The sequence below is a fragment of the Flavobacterium sp. CS20 genome, assembly GCF_018080005.1.
Classification (GTDB): domain Bacteria; phylum Bacteroidota; class Bacteroidia; order Flavobacteriales; family Flavobacteriaceae; genus Psychroflexus.
In genome coordinates this window covers 353,136-369,995 of the sequence record NZ_CP073015.1, presented here as the reverse complement: position 1 = coordinate 369,995, position 16,860 = coordinate 353,136, and the positions used below count along the sequence as shown (strand labels likewise).

Below are 16,860 nucleotides of genomic sequence, written 5' to 3'. Positions count from 1 at the left end.
GTGATGCTAACCCATAGTCACTCTTAAAATGATGTGGTTCTTGCGTATTGAGTAATAACTCTCATTTGATATAAATCATTTGCAGTATATGCACTTGCAAATCTAGAGGATAAGGATGGGCTGTAAATCTTTAATATCCATTCTAATCCTTCTAATTCAACACCATCAATTACTCTATTCTCAGAAAAAGCATAAGAAGAATTCCAAGAATAATCACTAGCCAAAGGATCGATAGCAAAAAATCTTCCTAACCTCGAATCATGCATCCTATATTTATAGTTTATAGAATTCCCATCCCCCTTAATCTCGTCATCCTTTTCCTGTCCTTGGAAGCCGTATCTGTAGGAATCTACTGCACCATGCCTACCCGGTAGGAGCATGCCATAAGGATAATACTCATTATATGAAAGAACGTCTGGCACAAAGGTGCCAAAAAAATCGATTTGGTTGCCGGTTTGGGTCTGTTCGTATATGGATCTATAGCGAGAAAGCAAATCTATGGATAAACCCTAGCAACACCAAAAACGTAAACTCCATTTTGTCTGTAACTAAGTCTAAATATATATTTACAGGATCCTATAATTTTTTGTTGAGATAATTTATCTAAATCAATAAATTTATTGTACTTACTAATATGTGCAATAATTTTTTCAAAATGAGGTAGATAATTATCTTGTAGTTTGAAGACAAAACCATATCGCACAAGTGAATCGTTCTTGATATTTAAGAAATACTCTATTTGTGTATTTTTGTTTAAAATATTTGCTTCAGTTTTATAAGTTAAATATTCATGGTTTTTTTCTAAGATTTTTTTACTGTAATTTAAATCATTTTTTAAAAAATTTTTTTTATGACTTGGTATTTTATATTCATGAATATCTATTTCTTCAAAATTAAATTTACAATAACAATTGGTGTCCTGAGAATTTATAAAACCAGTATTCAATAATAAAAGCAAAAAAAATAACTTCTGATTCATTTGATTTTTTAGAAAGGATTGATGAAGGATTACTTTATATAACATACTCTTATATTTTTAATCATTGTTGTCCGATAAAAATCTAAATTACTAAAAAAATCTTTTGTATCGCCTAATTTCACTGTGTAGCTTTAGTATTTTAAAAATAGAACCTCCTTATGGGTCAAAAAGGCTTAATTGACCTATATTTTTTGTTGTAATATCTTCCCATTTTGCTTCTGGATTTTTAAGGAATTTGAACAAATCAATATAGGTCATTAAATGATATCGTATCACGGACATCATATTAGAATATGCCCATTTTCTTTCTGCTTTTCTCTGAATGACAAGCATTATTAGTTGTATGATTAAGCTGACCCATATCTGTATCTCGATGGCATTTTGATTATCTCCAAGAAAATACTTTAGCGGGAAGTTTTGTTTAAGGCGTTTGAACATAGTCTCGATTTGCCACCTGTTCTTGTAGATCTCGGCAATTTTATCTGCCTGAAGTTCATAATTGTTGGTAATGAACTCATAAACTTTTTGGTGTTTATCGTACCAAAAAGCTATTCTTCTAAGGTAAAATGGCTTACCGTCATTGTCTTTGAGTTCTATTTTTTCGTCCTTTAGGACAGCATCATCTACCGTGTCGGGAATATCAAACTCTTCAAGGCTTGTATAACGGGCATTGTCTTTTTGTCTGGTCACAAAGTAAATATTCTCTAAGGTCCATTTTTGGTATTGTTTATAATCCACATAACCTTTATCAAAGACGACATAAGAACCTTTCTTGAGTTCAAGATCCTTTAAAAAGGTATGGTCATGGGTTGCGGCATTTGAGAACTTTATCAGACAGGGCACATCTTCCATAGCATTTATCATAGTGTGCATCTTGATACCACCTTTCTTTTTGCCGTTGAGTGAGTTTCTACCTACACCTTTAAGAATGTCACTAAAGAGTGTTATAGTTGATGAATCAACAATTTTAAGGTCTTTTACAGCTGGTTCATAAGTTCTGCTGTCCGACAAAAATCGGTGGTAACGTTTATAGAGTAAATGGTAAATATCAGCAAATACTGATGAGCTTCTTCTCCTGTTGGCGTCAGATAATGTGCTTCGCTTTGGGAAATCTTTTAGCCCCAAATGGTTGATTTTTCCTTCACAAGCAAGCATAATACTCGATACTTCACGAAGCGAGCTACAACCACTAATGACAGTGAAAATCATAGTAACTAAATGCTCATAAGTAGTGAACTTTTTAGTGTATCTGTCGCTGTTATGCTTTTCGGCTGTCCGATAAACATCGTTGGGTAAAATAAAATTTAAAACCTGTTTGATAATGGGTTGACCGCTGAAATTTTTACTTTTGTTCATATCTCTTTTTTTTTGCGAAAGATGAAGATATAAAAAAGTGGGAAATCCTGTATTGGAAATCCCACTTTAAAATATTTTATCGGACACTAATGATTTTTAATTATTATTAGATGAGTTATTTTCGCTAGATGAAGAATCATCTATGAAAATATGCATAATTATTGCTTCATTGTTATCTGTTCTCTGAATAAGTAAAGCATTGTTCATTTCTTCATCACCATTACCATAAATATCCCCGCTTATTTTTTGTAAATCGTTAAGATCTGAGACTTGACCAGAGAAGTAAGTGCCAAGTGCTGTTGAAGTTAGTCTTATAATCTCATAACCTTCAAAAGTTTGCCATTGACCCCTAACTATATCAACCCATTCTTCCGTAGGACTTAATCCGTCTTTAATTTTTGCATCTAAATCATTTAAAAGAGGTTGTGTAATTAACTCATTCATATTTTTATCAATTTGAGATTTAATAGCATCAGTTGCAACTGTAGCAAGTGGTCCAAAACCCATAGAGATTGAGATATCAAGCAAACCGAAAGCATCAATTTCATTTTGCTCAATTGAGCCGTTTACAAAAAATGCTACATCAGTCAATTTATCAACATCACTAGACAATTTTAATAATTTTTCGGATAAATTCACCCATTTCTTATTTCTAAAAATATTAACTTGATTTACATTTGAAGTGGTAAACCATTGATTAGCTCTATCTTTTCCTCTAAGAAAAGAAACAAACTTTCCGTCAATTAATTCCTCTGATAATTTTAAAGAGTTGTTTTGGTATATTTTTCCATTTGAACCCATTAAAAAACCTTTTCCTAATTTTTTAAATGCTATTTTATAAGATATATCACTAGCAATTTTTGAGCCCATTTTTGAACTATAAAAAAGAAACATATCGATTACTAACTTTTCGCCCGATAAGTTGCTAATAGAAGGAAAGGTTTCACCTTTGTCAACTGAAGCAATTAACTCTTCAGCACCTTCAAGTTCTTTAAATTGTATTACTTTATTACCGCTAAACTGGTACGGTGAATAAAATGGATATTGTTTGGCAAGAGGATCGATAGCAAAAAATCTTCCTAACCTCGGATCATGCATCCTGTACTTATAGTTTAAAGAATTCCCTTCCCCCTTAATCTCATCATCTTTTTCCTGTCCTTGGAAGCCGTAACGGTAGGAATCTACTGCTCCATGTCTTCCTGGTAGGAGCATGCCATAAGGATAATACTCATTATATGAAAGAACGTCTGGCACAAAGGTACCAAAAAATCGATTTGATTGCCAGTTTCGGCAATTTCTGAGACGTCGGCGATTGACTATTTTTTTACAAAAACTAATATGGCACGGACTGCAAGTCTGCAATATCTTGTTTTTGGGTTTGAATAGCACTCGTTGCAAACGAGCGCTAGCGGGGACTTTCTATTTATTCTAAATTATCGTTATTTTTTAGTCGTAGTCCATATATAAGAATATCTTTATTAAAATTTGTTAATGTAATTGATGTTACATCTTCTTTAAAGAAAACAGAGGTTGTATCTTTTAACTTAAGAATATATTTGCCATTATAATATTCATCGGTATTTCTAGTCAGGAATAACGTATCTCCCTTAATTCTAAAATCTGCATAAATATAATTTTCTCTGTCAATCTCCATAGTTAATTGGTCAATTTTATCTGATAAAAAGTCCATGCTTCTAAAATAATAGAATTCTTTGACTTTATCATTTCCTAAAAGGTCATTTTCTCCATTATACACATGTATTAAATTCCAATATCCTAAAATTTTTGTTTTATCAACATCATTATTATTACAATCAAACACGCTTAAAAAGAGAGGTAATAATAAAATATTAATCTTTTTCATCTGGTTCATTATTATTTATTAATAATTCTGTTTGCTTTTTTTGAATTGTCTCAATAAATTCTATTGCATTTAATCTATTTTTAGCTTCTTCGGAAGAGTATGTTTTAATGATTTCTCTACCAATCCTTACTGCTTCAGAAGACTCTGTTCCATTACCTCCAAACAATACAACATTTGTAACCTCACTTATAAAACCAATATCATAAGAATTTTCCCCTAAAAGACCATTTTCCAATGCCATTAATACATCTTCTGTAGCTTTACTTAATGCAGACTTCTCATTTATATATCTTTTTGAATCTTTGTCGTAAGTCTTTTTTCCGAAAACCTGAATATTTAGTTCTATTTTATCTAGTGCAATTGAAGTATTTGTATATGTTTCTAGCCCAAAGTTTAATAAATCAACTAATGCAAAAATTCCTCCACCCTTACCTGGTCCAACTCTACGTGGAGTAGAAGTGGCGGTTGCTTTATTTTGTAAAACTATATTCTTACCTACTAAAGTTCTTCTATCTATAGTGCCATTTGTACTATATCTACCTTTAAATACAGATTCTGTCTTCAATTCTGCTCTAAGAACACTAAAGTTTTTATCAACAAAACTTCCCATACCCTGTAAAGGTCTTTCAACAGCAAATAAAATAGGTTCTTCTGATACCATTAATGGAGATGATAGTTTAGGTGTGAAATGTATTAATTGCCAATTAGGATTAGCTTTTTTAAAAGCCCCTCTAAATGGACCAGAGAAATTCTCTAATTTTAAGAAAGGTACACCTTGAAAAACTTCGATAAGTGAAGCATCACTATCTAAATATTCTAACCCTTCTAATTCCATTCCATCTATAACTCTATTTTCAGAAAAAGCAAATGGTGAATTATGAGGATACTGTGCTGATAAAGGGTCTAAGCTTAAAAACTTACCTAATCTACTATCATACATCCTAAATTTAAAATTCATAGAATTCCCTTCTCCTTTAATCTCGTCGTCTTTTTCTTGCCATTGGAAGCCGTATCTGTAGGAATCTACACTACCATGGCGGTTGGGTAGGAGCACTTCGATAACTCATTGTGGCACATGCCATAGGAAAACTAATCTTATGCGTTTTTTTTGCCCGATTGCCTTTTTTTGCTAGAGCCTTATTTCAGATTTTTTTATAAAGAACGTGTTATGTCTTGCTTTAGACTTTGTAAATATAGCAATTTTAGATAATTGTTGCTTTTGTAAGAGACTATTGCATAAAAAAGCATCCAAATTCTCGAGCGGCTATAACCTTATACAAAATTAATGTGGCGCGGACTGCAAGTCCGCAATATCTTGTTTTTGGGCTTGAATAGCACTCGTTGCAAACGAGCGCTAGCGGGTTAATTAAAGTAACTGCCTGTTATTATGTGTTATTTTAGTTTTTTTAAAAAATATTTTGATATGAAAATCGTGAAAACTGGGATTAAAAAAATCATAATCATTCCATTTACATTAATTTCATGTATTTCTTGGTCATAAAATATTAATGTTGTAATTAAATAGAAACTCAATATTAATAATATTACTACGGATATTCCCAGAATATATTTCAGAAAACTTTTTAGATATTTTTTTAAAGTAGAGTTCATTTCAAGATTCTTTTAGTTTATCTTTTTTAATCCTTCTATTGTTTTTGGGTATTGCATCATTTTTCACTTTTTTATCATCTCTAATATCTTCTTTGATATTATCTTTAATTTTATTTTGAGAATCTTTTACTAGTTGTATTTTTATATTTTTGATTATAATATCAGAAACTATTTTAGCACTTAAATCTGATGATAGTTTTACTTTTGGTAATTCAATGTCAGTATTTTGGAGTAATTTTTCTCCTTTTTTAGTTAGTGAGTTACCTACAATATCTAATATTATCTTTTCACTATCTTTATTTAAACTAACTATTTGGATTCCATCTTTAGTCGTAATATCGAATAATGAAGGGGCAACGATTTCTAGTGCTTTCTGAATTTTACCTAAATTGTATTTTTTGCCTAATAATTTTATCCCTTGATCAATTCCTGTATCAGCAAAATCAAAATTTGTAAAAGTCTCGGCTACTACTCTTTTAGGTTCAAACTTATGTTCTTTGAAAGCTACAGAAACAAATCCTTCCGTAGCTGTATTAACTGCTAATTGAAAGCCAAATTGTTTTGTCGCAAATTTAGTGATTTTACCTTTTCCTATATAAAAATCTGCTACAATAGTTGAACCTATTATCGCCCCAAAAGCTTCTGCTCTCCACTCGTCCATTAGTTGTTCTTTAGAAATATTACCTCTTAAATAACTTTTATTTCTTCTGTTAAACCTAAGTTCAAAACTTTGTTCTAAACCTTCAAGTTCAATAGCGTCAATTAACCTATTACCACTAAATTGATATGGAGAGAACCATGGGTATTCTGGCGAAAGAGGATCCACTGCAAAGAATCGTCCGGCTCTAGGGTCATGCATCCTGTATTTGTAGTTTATAGAATTCCCTTCGCCTTTAATTTCATCATCTTTTTCTTGGCTCCTTCGACGAGCTCAGGACAGGCTTGGAAGCCGTATCTGTCGGAATCTACACTACCATGACGGTTGGGTAGGAGCACTTCGATAAACTCAGTGTGGCACATGCCGTAGGAAAACTAATCTTATGCGTTTTTTTTGCCCGATTGCCTTTTTTTGATAAAGCCTTATTTCAGGTATTTTTAAAAGAACGTTTTATGTCTTGCTTAGACCTTGTAAATATAGTGATTTTAGATAATTGATGCTTTTGTAAGAGACTATTACATAAAAAAATCACCTAATCTCTTAAATGGCTTTATTCTTACACATAATTAATGTAGTACGGACTGCAAGTTAGCGCTAGCGTCTTTGTAATATGTAACCACTACTCATATTCACTAGAATAATCATTCCCAAGTTTATAAGCTTCAATTGTAGTATTATTTGACTTAAAAATTGCGCCAATTAAATTTCTTTCCTTATCATCAAAATACTTAACCTTAAATTTTCCATCAAATACTTTATTTGATGAATTAATTAAAATATAGTTATCTTCTAATTGATTCCACTTTGAAATAACTCGATTGGAATATGTTGTCTTAGGTAATTTAACAATTCTCTCGCCATCTAGAAACTCAAAGAACAGCATATTATATCTTAAAGAATCCTTATAATCAATTTTTTTATAAGATATATTATCTATCATCCAATATCCTGGAATACTTTTTGTCGTTTGATAATTGTCTATACAGGAAAAAAATATAATAGTAAAAAAAATACTTAAATGTTTAATTGCCTTTTTCATCAATAGTATTATCTAATTCTTGTTGGTTATTATTTTCTTCAATATGTGGTTTCATAACTATTTCATCATAAATTTTTATACCAATTTCATGTAAGTCTTCGTACCCTTCATATTTACCACCAAATAGAACAGCATTTGCGATTATAGATAATGAGAAATCATTTCGGTATTTTGAATTTTCTGGAATAAATTCATCACCCTTACTTAATGCTTCTTCAATAGCTGGAATAACTTTATCTAAATAGATTTTTTCATGATGTTTACTAAGCTTATAGTCATCTTGTATTAGGTCTTCTTTAAGCCATAAAAGACCCCAGCCAGCGACTTCAATTGCTCCTACAACTGCATTGATTTTTAATACTCCACTTGGGGACTTAAAACCACCTCCAATTGTAAATCGTCCACCAAAATCGAATTTTTGATGTGACTCAGTTCTCATATAGTCAATTTGATTTATTGCTTTATTTCCTTCAAGTGCTCTTCTATTTATATTACTTGCAAAAATACTTTCCGATATAGAGGGATATTCAACATCTGAATAACCATAATCTACAAGAGTCCCAGTACTTCTATTTCTTTGTGTATCAAGTAAATGATTTGTAGCTCCACTAGCATTCTCTCTATGTATTTGCGTTATCCCCCAATTTATAAAAATCATTGATTCATCTGAATCTAAAAATTCTAATCCTTCTAATTCAACACTATCAATCACCCTATTTTCACTAAATGCATAAGGAGAGTTATGAGGATAGTTTTTTGCCAACGGATCCACCGCAAAAAACCTACCCAATCTCGGATCATGCATCCTAAAAGTATAATTCAAGCTATTCCCTTCCCCTTTAATCTCGTCATCTTTTTCTTGACCTTGGAAGCCGTAACGGTAGGAATCCACTGCCCCATGCCTACCCGGTAGGAGCACTTCGATAACTCAGTGTGGCACATGCCAAAGGAAAACTAATCTTATGCGTTTTTTTTGCCCGATTGCCTTTTTTTGATAGAGCCTTATTTCAGGTATTTTTAAAAGAACGTTTTATGTCTCTCTTAGACCTTGTAAATATAGTGATTTTAAATAATTGATGCTTTTGTTAAAGGTTATTTCATAAAAAACCACCCAATCTGTCCGCCTGTGGAGGACATCTTAAGTGGCTATATATCTGAATTTACCAGTACAACTTTCTAAAAACCTATCATCTTAACCAAAAGCCCCTTATCTAAGAGACTTGTACCAATACTTCGACATGGCTCAGCACAAACTTTTGGAACGCTTTTGTCGTGGTTTTCCCGAGCTGTAACTGTCGCGGTTTTTGCGATTAGAAACCCAAACAAAGCCCCATCAGGAGTAACACTACCAATAACTACCTATAGAACTGATACCGCCAAAAATAATGATTTGCTCCTTATTAGATTTGATTCTCATAAACTTCTCGCAATTACCACTATTATCAAGAAATGAAATTCCATTTCCAACGATAAAATCATTACTTGCTTTTACTTCCTCAATTAATCGTTTGTAATAAGATATTTTTTTTCCAGAATAAATATTAAATACATAAGCCACTAAACTATTGTCTTTGATAGCAAAAAAATATTCTACCTTTTTTTCTTCATCTAAAATATTGGAAATTTCTGAAAACGAATAAATAATAATCTCAGAATCTCTTTTACTTACTCCTACTTCCCTAATATTTTTATTACACTTTTTTATTTCAGAGATTGACATACCCAACTCATAATCATTTATCCCTACAGAATTAAAATTCAAAACACATTCATTGCTTAAACTAAATGTAATTAATAAATAAAAAAAGTTAATCATAATCATTCTTTTAAAAATTCTAAATCTATGTAATAATTTTCTAAATCACCTTTATTCGTATACACATCTATTTTACTTCTTCTACATATTTCATATTTTAAAATTGAGCTGTCAATATTCACTAATTTAAAAAATTCAACTTTACCAACTAAATCATCATTGTATCTACAAATCAGCTTTGATTGAACATGTTTTTTTTCTCTAACATTATATTTAGCTCTTTTTAAGAACTTAATACCATAAATAGAAGAAGACTCATAAAAGCTTGGTTTTATGATTTCATCATTTATTATGATGTCACAGTTTTTAGTATCAATTTCAATTTTTGTTCCATTTTTCTTGAATCTATCAATGTTTATTTTTTTGCTTTTTATTAAACTTTTACTTGTTTTTTTTAATAGAATGTCAAGTATTAGAATAATAATCATTGTTGTCCGATAAAAATCTAAATTACTAAAAAAATCTTTTGTATCGCCTAATTTCACTGTGTAGCTTTAGTATTTTAAAAATAGAACCTCCTTATGGGTCAAAAAGGCTTAATTGACCTATATTTTTTGTTGTAATATCTTCCCATTTTGCTTCTGGATTTTTAAGGAATTTGAACAAATCAATATAGGTCATTAAATGATATCGTATCACGGACATCATATTAGAATATGCCCATTTTCTTTCTGCTTTTCTCTGAATGACAAGCATTATTAGTTGTATGATTAAGCTGACCCATATCTGTATCTCGATGGCATTTTGATTATCTCCAAGAAAATACTTTAGCGGGAAGTTTTGTTTAAGGCGTTTGAACATAGTCTCGATTTGCCACCTGTTCTTGTAGATCTCGGCAATTTTATCTGCCTGAAGTTCATAATTGTTGGTAATGAACTCATAAACTTTTTGGTGTTTATCGTACCAAAAAGCTATTCTTCTAAGGTAAAATGGCTTACCGTCATTGTCTTTGAGTTCTATTTTTTCGTCCTTTAGGACAGCATCATCTACCGTGTCGGGAATATCAAACTCTTCAAGGCTTGTATAACGGGCATTGTCTTTTTGTCTGGTCACAAAGTAAATATTCTCTAAGGTCCATTTTTGGTATTGTTTATAATCCACATAACCTTTATCAAAGACGACATAAGAACCTTTCTTGAGTTCAAGATCCTTTAAAAAGGTATGGTCATGGGTTGCGGCATTTGAGAACTTTATCAGACAGGGCACATCTTCCATAGCATTTATCATAGTGTGCATCTTGATACCACCTTTCTTTTTGCCGTTGAGTGAGTTTCTACCTACACCTTTAAGAATGTCACTAAAGAGTGTTATAGTTGATGAATCAACAATTTTAAGGTCTTTTACAGCTGGTTCATAAGTTCTGCTGTCCGACAAAAATCGGTGGTAACGTTTATAGAGTAAATGGTAAATATCAGCAAATACTGATGAGCTTCTTCTCCTGTTGGCGTCAGATAATGTGCTTCGCTTTGGGAAATCTTTTAGCCCCAAATGGTTGATTTTTCCTTCACAAGCAAGCATAATACTCGATACTTCACGAAGCGAGCTACAACCACTAATGACAGTGAAAATCATAGTAACTAAATGCTCATAAGTAGTGAACTTTTTAGTGTATCTGTCGCTGTTATGCTTTTCGGCTGTCCGATAAACATCGTTGGGTAAAATAAAATTTAAAACCTGTTTGATAATGGGTTGACCGCTGAAATTTTTACTTTTGTTCATATCTCTTTTTTTTTGCGAAAGATGAAGATATAAAAAAGTGGGAAATCCTGTATTGGAAATCCCACTTTAAAATATTTTATCGGACACTAATGAATAATAATAAAAATACCTATAAGTACTATCAGTAGAAAGTTCATAATTCTTATCCTCCTTAATTATCTTTACTTGTATTAACCTCTGATTGATTTTCAGTATTTAAATAAACCCTATGAACATATACTTTTTTATTATCATCGGTATACTCAATTAAAATCGCACTATCTCTCTGTAACAAAGCATTTTCATCACTCCATATAGCATTATATAAATCTTCTTTTGTCTTAATTTGCCCTGTTAGAAATTCACCTAAAATAGAAGTTGGCATATTTATTACTTCAAAATTATCTTTAATTAAACCATTACCAACTTCACCTTCAATGTCAAGCAGTGAATTATTTGCAGAAAAATTAATAATAAAGCTCCTTCTATCTTGTTTTACTTCATCTATTGCTCTATCCGCTTCCCCTTTAATTATATCTAACACAGCACCTGTTGCAAGTGCTGGTGCAAATCCTCCAGTAGTTGCTATGTAAGTTGTAATACCAGTTCCCATAAGAGATGTTGCATCAATTTGACCATCATTATTTGCAGCATCTTTTACTAATTGTATTACACCCCAAGCATTACCGGCATTTTCTAAAATTTTACCTGCATGTTTAAGGGTTTTATTTCTGAAAGCTTCAATTTGATTTATTTGAGTGGTATTGAAATATTGGTTACCTCTGTTATTCTTAGCCATCGTAATATTTTCAACAACTGTTCCATCGACCATATTATAATCTCTAACCACTAATTCATTAACAGTGTAGACTTTACCATTTGTCCCCATTAATTTACCCTTCGCTAATTCTTTATAAGCAAATGTGTATGAAAATGCTGTTGCCTTTTCACCTATATTTTCTAAGCCTTTTGTAATAATCGACATTTGTAATCCCTTACCATTTACTGCTGAGAAAAAAGATTTATTATCTGGTGGTAATATTGATACCAATTCTTCTCCGCCTTCAAGCTCTCTATGAGAAATAACTTTATTACCGCTAAACTGGTACGGTGAATAAAATGGATATTGTTTGGCAAGAGGATCGATAGCAAAAAATCTTCCTAACCTCGGATCATGCATCCTGTACTTATAGTTTAAAGAATTCCCTTCCCCCTTAATCTCATCATCTTTTTCCTGTCCTTGGAAGCCGTAACGGTAGGAATCTACTGCTCCATGTCTTCCTGGTAGGAGCATGCCATAAGGATAATACTCATTATATGAAAGAACGTCTGGCACAAAGGTACAAAAAAATCGATTTGATTGCCAGTTTCGGCAATTTCTGTGACATCGGCTATGCTAAAATTAGATATGGTAAAGGTTTCTACTTGGCTAAAGTCACTGCCTGTTATTATGTGTACGGTGTAATCGCCACTTTCACTGCTGGAAAAGGTAGTGGCAATGGTTTGAGTATTGTTGGCTACAGTTTTATATATTGTTTGGCCGCTTGGGCTTAAAAGATACACTTTTAGGCTTGTAGTAAAGTTATCGCGATCAAGGTCAAACTGTAAAGTATATTGGCGTCCAGCTTCGAGTGGGTAAGTGCCAACAGCGCCAGACTCACGGTTATAACAAGTGACGTCTATACTAAAGTCTTCATTATATCTAATAGACGCTTTACCTGTTCTGCTCCAGTATTCTGTAATCTCTTCGTTACTACCATACCATTTTGTACCAACAAATTGGGCTGGAAGTTTTCTGTCACTTATTACAGAAAGCACATTACCGAGGTGGTTAGAGAGTTCGTATTTTTTGTCGCCTACTATACGGTTTATTTTATTCAAGTTAATGTTACCTGGTTCGTTAGGGTCGTTGTCTTTAGGGTCTAAGAAATCTGGGTGGCCGTCGCTATCGGTGTCATCGTTTGTTATATCACCATCTCCGTTTTCGTCTTCTTCGTAGGTGAGGTAGCCGTCATTGTCATCGTCTATATCAACAAAGTTGGGCATACCGTCGTTGTCAGTGTCTAAGAGATAAACATCTTCATCAGTAGGAGGGAAAGTGTTTTCAAAGCTTGTAGGCACATTATCGTTATCATCATCAGTATCCAGGTGATTGTCTAAGCCGTCATTATCAAAATCGTTAGCAAAAGGGAGTGGATTTTGGGTAGAATCTGCAATAAATAACTTTTGCCTATTCCCGATTTTGCAAGGCAGAGAACAGAAAACGGATTTTCGTATTTATGCGAAGCCATTGCAAGGAACAGGATTAAAGCGTTTTCATTTTCTCCTAAAATTCCAATCTGCTGAAAGTCGTTTTTCAGCTTTTGGATTAGGTTTTTATCGGTCAGGTATTTTTTAGCGGTTTTTTCTTCTTCTTGGCTTAATTCAAAGGTGTTTTCTTGGTGGTTCTTTGGATATTTAAGCCGTTCAAGTTTGTAACTTTCAAGCTGTGTAATCATTGAATGAACGGACTTTGATACTTCCAAAAGTTGTATTTGCCATTTATCGCAAAGGGTTCTTATTAGTTTATCGCTTTGGTTATCGTTGTATAAATCCAAAGTGGAACGCAAAGGCGGATAATCTTTGTAAGTAATCCGCAAAGTGCTTATCATTCTTTCAATTTGCTGAACGTCCACACCGCCCAAAATATCAATGGTAAAAATGCCGTCCGAATAGGTTATAAATCGGCTGTTATATACTTGCAAATTTTTCATTCTTATTTATAGTTTTTCGTGCTACTTAAACCATAAAATAAGGGCGAAAAATCGGGGAGAAAAAATAAAGAAATGAACAGAGATCAGAAAGCGAAAACCCCCAATCCGCCTAAATTACAGCGTGTTTTAAGGGTGGTTTTGGTGGTGTTTTTTGGTTGTTTTTTTGGGTTTTGGTTTGGTGTTTTTTTCTCTTTTGTTTTGGGCTTTTTTTCAGGTTGTTTTTTGGGCTTTTTTTCTCCCAATTATTTCGGGAATGGTTGGGCTTTTTTATTACTGCCAAAGGCAGTAAAGGGCTTTTTTCTTTTTCTTTTTTTTGCTCTGCTCCGCAGTGCAATTTTTTGGGCTTTTTTTTGGGCTTTCAACCCGATTTATTCAGTTTTTTAAAGGTTTCTATTTGGGATTTTTAGCGGTTTCTATTTGTTCGATTTTTTTGTTTCACTATTTGACTTTTAAAATGACTTTTAAGGTTGTTTTTGTTCTTTTTTAGCAGTTTTTAGGTTCTTGGTTTAGTGATTTGTTTTCTGTTTCTTTTTGGGCTTTTTTCTTATGGTTTTTCTCTCTGTTTTGGGTTGTTTTAGGTTTCGTTTTTCTGTGTTTTTCGCCCATCACAAAAACCCCTGAAATGAGGACGGAATGGGGTAGGAAAGAAAAAGAGAGAAAAAAGGGCAGAAAGTGAAACAGGGCAAGGGATTGGAGCGAAAAATATCAATGTTAATAACTTTTTGAATTTGGACAGATTTACAGCTTGTTAAAATGAGTTTAAGGAATGCTTTTAAACAATTCTTTTATCTCTTTCATATAAGATTTAGATATTCTTTTACTGCAACCTTTGTTTTTATTGGCAATTATCACAGTAGCTTTTTTGAAATTTACATCATAACTCCCCCAATATTTATTTGTCAAAATGAATTCACAATAATCTACTGAAACTGGCGAAACAGAAATCAAAATTTTGATATTTCTTTTTTCAATTTTTGTCTTTCTACTTTTTCTTAAAAAATCAATGTTCCTTTTTTGTAAAGTGTCTATATCTTGGCATTTTCCTAAACTTTCATTCGGTTCTACAAGTGGCATATCAAAAGCATTTAAAATCTCTCTTTCAGTAATAGAATTTAGTTTTGATACACTTTTTTTAAAATCATTTTTATCTTCAAATAAATAGAACATTTCTACTCCATAACCTTCTCTTTTTGTATCTTCTAATACTATACTGACAATTATTTGCTGTGAAAAGCATTGAATTGAAAAAGCTAACCCCAGTATTATTAAAAAAAACCTCATTATTCTTGCTCTTTATCGTCAATTCTTGGAACAGACTTTATAATTTGGTCAAAAGCATCTTGGCTAAGGTTAAAATCAACGCCCTCAATTTTAGTAGTTTTGCCATACTCATCAACATATTTAGTTCCATATTGCATCCAACCACCTAATGAATGGTCATCTACAGAATTAGGTGTTTGGGTCGTAAATCCTGTTGACATTAATAAAAAGTGGGTTAATTCGTGACTTTCTGCGTGACCAAAATCGTAAATTCCTCTATTAGGGTCTGCCTTTTTTGTTCGTGGATTATTGGCTTTGTCTCTCCGGCTAATTCTGATAAGTATTTTAATGCCTCGTGTGTATTCAGGTTCTTTGCTCTTTCTGTTAATCCAATAACATCAACTGTTCCAAGATTGCAATTACTACTAAAACAAGTACAGATTTGCTTTTCTTCACTGAACTGCATGGATGGGTTTTTATCTGCATGGAACGGACACAAGGCACGTTTTGTCCGTTGGTTGACTTCTATGCCGAGATGCCTGGCTACTTCTGTAATGTTTAGGCGGTTTTTAATTTCTTGTATCTCCATTGGAAAAATATTTTAAAAAAATTAAATCATACAAACTTGTCGCAAAACTACAAACTTTGTATTAAATAACCAAACATTGATGATTTTTATCCTACATCTTTTAATTGTATATTTGCCAAATAATTGATTTTAGTGCATTAAAACATACAAAGATGACCTTTGGAGAGCGTTTAACACAAGTACGAAAAAGAAAAAAATTATCCCAAGCGGATGTGGGCAAAAAGATTGGTATTAATGGAGATGCTTACGGAAGATATGAACGTAACGAAGTTAGGCCAACCATAGAAATGGCGGTTAAAATTGCTCAAGCTCTTGAAGTATCATTGGATTTCTTAACCGGTAATTCTGATATTGAACTGGACAAGGCTACTCTTGACAGAGTACAGGAAGTTACCAAGTTACCCGAAAAAGAAAAGGATTACATTTTTGTAACCCTTGATGCTCTTATCCGTGATTTTAAAAATAAACAGGCGTATAAGTAAAAAGCCAAGTCAACGACCTGGCTTTTTATTTCTGATAGTTCTTTTTATAAACCACCTATACCAATATGCCACCTATTATTCTCATAACGAATATAGAATTGCAAATTATGATCATTGGGGCAACTTATCTCACGATAATCTTTGGGGTAAAACATAAATATCAAACCTGGTCGATTTTTATACCTAATCCCATCTTTTAATAAATCTTTTGTGGAAGTCTGCAATATTATTTCTTTAAGAGTATTACAAAACATAAAATTATAATACTCCATTACATTATTATTATCAATATCAAAATCAGCATACTTATCTTCATTTCGCATAAACTTTAATGTATCGCAATCATACGCAAACTGAAAGGTAACAAAAAAAATTGCATGCACAGGGAACTCCAATACTTCAATAACTTTGTCTTTATTATTATTGCGTATGTTATTCTGAAAATTATTCCAAAAATGCTCCAATGATATTGTATCAATAGGAAAATCAGGGATTGTATCTTTTGTTTCTCCTATTTTTTTTAATTCCTCTAATCTTTGCCCTGTTGTATCAGGCATGTGTTCGATATTGATTATCTCATTTCTGTTTTCAGGTAAGCGACTTTTCTTATCTTCTGTTACTTTTGTATCAGAAGATAATTCTTTTTCTGTTTTTTGTCGCTTATTTTCTCCATTGTCACACGCTATTAAAAGAGTAACAATTGATAAGCATATAAGTTTTATTGCTTTCATAGTAAATGTAGGTAACTTCTAAAA

At 32.3% G+C, this 16,860-nt stretch carries 20 protein-coding genes; 1 reads left to right on the top strand and 19 read right to left on the bottom strand.

What is annotated here, in order from left to right:
• Window positions 1-23: 23 nt before the first annotated feature.
• The 18 genes from IGB25_RS01700 to IGB25_RS01615 all read right to left on the bottom strand — a co-directional run bounded on the left by IGB25_RS01700 (window position 24) and on the right by IGB25_RS01615 (window position 15,623).
• Entirely contained in the window at window positions 24-422 is a 399-nt protein-coding gene (locus IGB25_RS01700) for an RHS repeat-associated core domain-containing protein (protein WP_256437244.1), read from the bottom strand.
• A 74-nt stretch (window positions 423-496) separates the two neighbouring features.
• Window positions 497-1,024: a hypothetical protein gene (locus tag IGB25_RS01695; RefSeq protein ID WP_211065900.1), complete on the bottom strand. Its 528-nt coding sequence runs from the start codon at window positions 1,022-1,024 to the stop codon at window positions 497-499.
• A gap of 111 nt (window positions 1,025-1,135) precedes the next feature.
• Window positions 1,136-2,335 (bottom strand): IS4 family transposase, encoded by a 1,200-nt coding sequence (locus IGB25_RS01690; RefSeq protein ID WP_211064494.1) that lies wholly within the window; start codon window positions 2,333-2,335, stop codon window positions 1,136-1,138.
• A 96-nt stretch (window positions 2,336-2,431) separates the two neighbouring features.
• Window positions 2,432-3,589, bottom strand: coding sequence for an RHS repeat domain-containing protein (locus IGB25_RS01685; RefSeq protein WP_211065899.1), 1,158 nt, complete (start codon window positions 3,587-3,589; stop codon window positions 2,432-2,434).
• A 169-nt stretch (window positions 3,590-3,758) separates the two neighbouring features.
• Entirely contained in the window at window positions 3,759-4,199 is a 441-nt protein-coding gene (locus IGB25_RS01680) for a hypothetical protein (protein ID WP_211065898.1), read from the bottom strand.
• Window positions 4,186-5,139, bottom strand: a complete 954-nt coding sequence (locus IGB25_RS01675) for a hypothetical protein (protein ID WP_211065897.1) — start codon at window positions 5,137-5,139, stop codon at window positions 4,186-4,188. Before IGB25_RS01675 ends, IGB25_RS01680 begins: the two co-directional genes overlap by 14 nt.
• 672 nt (window positions 5,140-5,811) lie before the next feature.
• Window positions 5,812-6,669: a hypothetical protein gene (locus tag IGB25_RS01670; protein ID WP_211065896.1), complete on the bottom strand. Its 858-nt coding sequence runs from the start codon at window positions 6,667-6,669 to the stop codon at window positions 5,812-5,814.
• Window positions 6,670-7,087: 418 nt separating this feature from the next.
• A complete protein-coding gene (locus IGB25_RS01665) occupies window positions 7,088-7,507 on the bottom strand; it encodes a hypothetical protein (protein ID WP_211065895.1) in 420 nt (139 codons plus the stop codon).
• On the bottom strand, window positions 7,491-8,399 hold the full coding sequence (locus IGB25_RS01660; protein ID WP_211065894.1) for a hypothetical protein: 909 nt from the start codon (window positions 8,397-8,399) through the stop codon (window positions 7,491-7,493). The genes IGB25_RS01665 and IGB25_RS01660 overlap by 17 nt, the downstream gene beginning before the upstream one ends.
• Window positions 8,400-8,852: 453 nt before the next feature.
• Complete coding sequence (locus tag IGB25_RS01655; protein WP_211065893.1) at window positions 8,853-9,323, bottom strand: hypothetical protein; 471 nt, start codon at window positions 9,321-9,323, stop codon at window positions 8,853-8,855.
• 2 nt (window positions 9,324-9,325) lie between these two features.
• The gene (locus tag IGB25_RS01650; RefSeq protein ID WP_211065892.1) at window positions 9,326-9,808 is read right to left on the bottom strand and encodes a hypothetical protein; all 483 of its coding nucleotides are present in this window, start codon (window positions 9,806-9,808) and stop codon (window positions 9,326-9,328) included.
• Window positions 9,809-9,842: 34 nt separating this feature from the next.
• Entirely contained in the window at window positions 9,843-11,042 is a 1,200-nt protein-coding gene (locus IGB25_RS01645) for an IS4 family transposase (RefSeq protein ID WP_211064494.1), read from the bottom strand.
• Between the two features lie 151 nt (window positions 11,043-11,193).
• On the bottom strand, window positions 11,194-12,315 hold the full coding sequence (locus IGB25_RS01640) for an RHS repeat-associated core domain-containing protein (RefSeq protein WP_211065891.1): 1,122 nt from the start codon (window positions 12,313-12,315) through the stop codon (window positions 11,194-11,196).
• Window positions 12,285-13,142, bottom strand: a complete 858-nt coding sequence (locus IGB25_RS01635; RefSeq protein ID WP_211065890.1) for a hypothetical protein — start codon at window positions 13,140-13,142, stop codon at window positions 12,285-12,287. The genes IGB25_RS01640 and IGB25_RS01635 overlap by 31 nt, the downstream gene beginning before the upstream one ends.
• A 35-nt stretch (window positions 13,143-13,177) precedes the next feature.
• The gene (locus IGB25_RS01630) at window positions 13,178-13,774 is read right to left on the bottom strand and encodes a hypothetical protein (RefSeq protein ID WP_211065889.1); all 597 of its coding nucleotides are present in this window, start codon (window positions 13,772-13,774) and stop codon (window positions 13,178-13,180) included.
• Between the two features lie 759 nt (window positions 13,775-14,533).
• On the bottom strand, window positions 14,534-15,055 hold the full coding sequence (locus tag IGB25_RS01625) for a hypothetical protein (RefSeq protein ID WP_211065888.1): 522 nt from the start codon (window positions 15,053-15,055) through the stop codon (window positions 14,534-14,536).
• Window positions 15,055-15,255: a hypothetical protein gene (locus tag IGB25_RS01620; RefSeq protein WP_211065887.1), complete on the bottom strand. Its 201-nt coding sequence runs from the start codon at window positions 15,253-15,255 to the stop codon at window positions 15,055-15,057. Before IGB25_RS01620 ends, IGB25_RS01625 begins: the two co-directional genes overlap by 1 nt.
• Before the next feature lie 14 nt (window positions 15,256-15,269).
• Entirely contained in the window at window positions 15,270-15,623 is a 354-nt protein-coding gene (locus IGB25_RS01615) for a CHC2 zinc finger domain-containing protein (RefSeq protein WP_211065886.1), read from the bottom strand.
• A 152-nt stretch (window positions 15,624-15,775) separates the two neighbouring features.
• Between IGB25_RS01615 and IGB25_RS01610 the strand changes: the two genes are divergently transcribed.
• Complete coding sequence (locus IGB25_RS01610) at window positions 15,776-16,105, top strand: helix-turn-helix domain-containing protein (protein ID WP_211065885.1); 330 nt, start codon at window positions 15,776-15,778, stop codon at window positions 16,103-16,105.
• A 44-nt stretch (window positions 16,106-16,149) separates the two neighbouring features.
• Here the strand turns inward: IGB25_RS01610 and IGB25_RS01605 are convergent, their stop codons facing one another.
• Window positions 16,150-16,836: a hypothetical protein gene (locus IGB25_RS01605; RefSeq protein ID WP_211065884.1), complete on the bottom strand. Its 687-nt coding sequence runs from the start codon at window positions 16,834-16,836 to the stop codon at window positions 16,150-16,152.
• Window positions 16,837-16,860 lie beyond the last annotated feature (24 nt).